The following is a 3081-nucleotide window of genomic DNA, read 5'->3' on the forward strand; positions in this document are numbered from 1 at the left end:
GCCCGCCCCGGCCGGGTGGCGGCCCGCGCCGGCCCCCGCCGTGAGCCTGCGCCATGACCGGGTGCGGGACGCCGATCTGCTGGTGCTGCCCGAGCGCGTGGTGGTGCTGCGGGGCAGCGCCGCCCGGATCCTGCGGCTGTGCGACGGCGCCCGCGACCTCGACGCCATCGTGGCGGAGCTCACGAGCCGCTTCCCCGGCGCGCCGGTGGCCGAGGACGTGCCCGCCTTCCTCGGCCGGATGCGTACGGAGGGCTGGGTCCGATGACCGCCGCGCCCCGCCCCTGGGCCCTGCTCGCCGAGCTCACCCACGGCTGCCCGCTGCACTGCCCCTACTGCTCCAACCCGCTGGAGCTGGTCCGCCGCTCGCGTGAGCTGTCCACCGCCGAGTGGACGGAGGTGATGCGCCAGGCCGGGGAGCTCGGCGTGGTGCACACCCATCTCTCCGGCGGCGAACCGCTGTTGCGCCGCGATCTGGCCGAGATCGTCACCGCCGCCGACTCCGCCGGGATCTACACCCAGCTCGTCACCAGCGGCGTGGGCCTGGACGAGGACCGGCTGGCCGCCCTGATCGCCGCCGGGCTGCGCAGTGTCCAGCTCTCCCTCCAGCACGCCGACCCGGCCGCCTCCGACCGGATCGCCGGATACCGCTCGTTCGCCGCCAAGGAGCGGGCCGCCGCCCTGGTGCGCAAGGCCGGTCTGCCGCTGGGGATCAACGTCGTTCTGCACCGCGACAACCTCGACGCGCTCGACGCCATCATCCAGCGCGGCCTGGACTGGGGCGCCGACCGGATCGAGCTGGCCAACACCCAGTTCTACGGCTGGGCGCTGCGCAACCGCGACGCCCTGCTGCCCACCCGCGACCAGCTCGCCCGGGCGCGGGAGACGGTCGAGCGCCGACGGCAGCGGCTGGGCGGCACCGTCGACCTGGTGTGGGTGGTGCCCGACTACTTCGACGGTGTCGCCAAGCCCTGTATGGGCGGCTGGGGCGCGGTCTCGCTGACCGTCGCGCCCGACGGCACCGCGCTGCCCTGCCCTGCCGCCGCGAGCCTGCCGGACCTGGACCCGCCCCATGTGCGCGACCACACCCTGGAGTGGATCTGGGACCACTCCACCGCCTTCAACCGCTACCGGGGCGAGGAGTGGATGCGGGAGCCCTGCCGCACCTGCTCCCGCCGCACCGAGGACTTCGGCGGCTGCCGCTGCCAGGCGTACGCCCTGACCGGCGACGCCGCCCGCACCGACCCGGCCTGTGCGCTCTCCCCGGACCACGGTGTGATCCGCGCGCTGACGGACACCGGGCAGCAGGCCGGAGCCCGGGCCCCGGCGCGGACCGGCGGCTATGCGTACCGCAAGCCCGGCGGAGGGTGAGACAGGGCGCGGTTTGGCGCATACGCCTCCGCTTCCGTAAAGTTTCGCCGTTGTCCAGGGGAACAGGCGAACCAGAAAGCGGCAGCGGCGATGACGGTGATTGACGAAGGCCGGGCCGAACGGGCGGCGGCCGAGGAGCCGGGCATCGACCCGGAGCGGCTGGCGACCTGTCTGAGCGTCCTCGCGGAACTCGACCGGCTGCCGGTCGACCACCCCGACGCGGTCCTGGTCCGCCGGGCCACCTCCGGGATCTACCGCAGTGTGAAGCAGCGCAGGCGCCAGGAGCGGCGGGCCGCGAAGACCGCCCATGACAAGGCCGTCACCGAGGCCACCGCCACCGGGGCCGCCGACCGGATCGACGACGAGACGCTGGGCCGCGCGCTCAGCAGCTCCGTCTCCACCGAGATCGCGGGCATCCTGGCGCGCCCCCGCTCCTGCTATGTCTGCAAGACCCGGTTTGTCGAGGTCGACGCCTTCTATCACCAGTTGTGCCGCGACTGCGCCGCCGAGAACCGGGCCCGCCGCGACGCCCGCACCGACCTCACCGGGCGCCGGGCCCTGCTCACCGGCGGCCGGGCGAAGATCGGCATGTATATCGCGCTGCGGCTGCTGCGCGACGGCGCGCACACCACCGTCACCACCCGCTTCCCGGGCGACGCCATCCGCCGCTTCAAGGCCATGCCGGACAGCGGGGAGTGGCTGCACCGGCTCAAGGTCGTCGGCATCGACCTGCGCGACCCCGCCCAGGTCATCGCGCTGGCCGACGAGGTGAGCGCCGCGGGCCCGCTGGACATCCTGATCAACAACGCCGCCCAGACCGTCCGCCGCACCCCCCAGGCGTACGCGGAGCTGATAGCGGGCGAGTCGGCGCCGCTCCCCGCCGGGGAACTTCCCGAGTCCCTGGTCCTCGGCGCCTTCGGCAGCGGCGCGCAGGCGGCCCTGCCGGCGCCCCGCACGCCACAGGACGGCGCCCTCACCCCGCAGGACCTCACCGCCCTCGCCCTTAACCGTGGCTCCGCCTCGCCGGCCCGGATCGAGGCCGGGACCGCGATCGACGCGGGCGGGCTGGTCCCGGACCTGGACCCGACCAACACCTGGGTGCAGCGGGTCAACGAGGTGGACCCGGTCGAGATGCTCGAGGTCCAGCTCTGCAACGAGACGGCGCCGTTCATCCTGGTGAGCCGGCTGCGCCCGGCGATGGCCGCCTCGCCCGCCCGGCGCAAGTACGTGGTCAACGTCTCGGCGATGGAGGGCAAGTTCGGCCGAGGCTACAAGGGCGCGGGCCATCCGCACACCAATATGGCCAAGGCCGCGCTGAACATGCTGACCCGCACCAGCGCCCGGGAGATGTTCGAGGCCGACGCCATCCTGATGACGAGCGTCGACACCGGATGGATCACCGACGAGCGCCCGCACCCGGACAAGATGCGGCTGGCGGCCGAGGGCTTTCACGCCCCCCTCGACCTGGTGGACGGCGCGGCCCGGGTCTACGACCCGATCGTCCGGGGCGAGAGCGGCGAGGACCTCTTCGGCTGCTTCCTGAAGGACTACGCCCCGACGTCCTGGTAGCGCCGGGGTGCCGCGCACCCCGGCCGTAGCGGTTACGCCCGCGCCCCGCCCGCCGTGGCATCAGGCGCTCGCCTTCCCGCCCGCCGCCGGGGTCCGGCGGGCGGGGGAGATGCCGAAGCGGCGGGCCAGGCGCCCCAGGCGGGC

Annotated in this window: 3 protein-coding genes; all 3 read left to right on the forward strand. The window is 74.3% G+C overall.

Translation table 11 applies throughout. The features are described 5' to 3' along the window. Positions 1-265: pyrroloquinoline quinone biosynthesis peptide chaperone PqqD (gene pqqD, locus KN815_RS48070; protein ID WP_216348063.1), on the forward strand; the 265-nt coding region annotated here is incomplete at its 5' end. After that, on the forward strand, positions 262-1368 hold the full coding sequence (gene pqqE / locus KN815_RS48075; RefSeq protein ID WP_216348064.1) for a pyrroloquinoline quinone biosynthesis protein PqqE: 1107 nt from the start codon (positions 262-264) through the stop codon (positions 1366-1368). The genes pqqD and pqqE, both read left to right, overlap by 4 nt. 90 nt (positions 1369-1458) lie before the next feature. Continuing rightward, complete coding sequence (locus KN815_RS48080) at positions 1459-2937, forward strand: SDR family NAD(P)-dependent oxidoreductase (RefSeq protein WP_216348065.1); 1479 nt, start codon at positions 1459-1461, stop codon at positions 2935-2937. Positions 2938-3081: the final 144 nt, after the last annotated feature.

Origin of the sequence: Streptomyces niphimycinicus (assembly GCF_018883605.1) — a bacterium.
In the GTDB taxonomy this organism is placed as follows: Bacteria; Actinomycetota; Actinomycetes; order Streptomycetales; family Streptomycetaceae; genus Streptomyces; species Streptomyces niphimycinicus.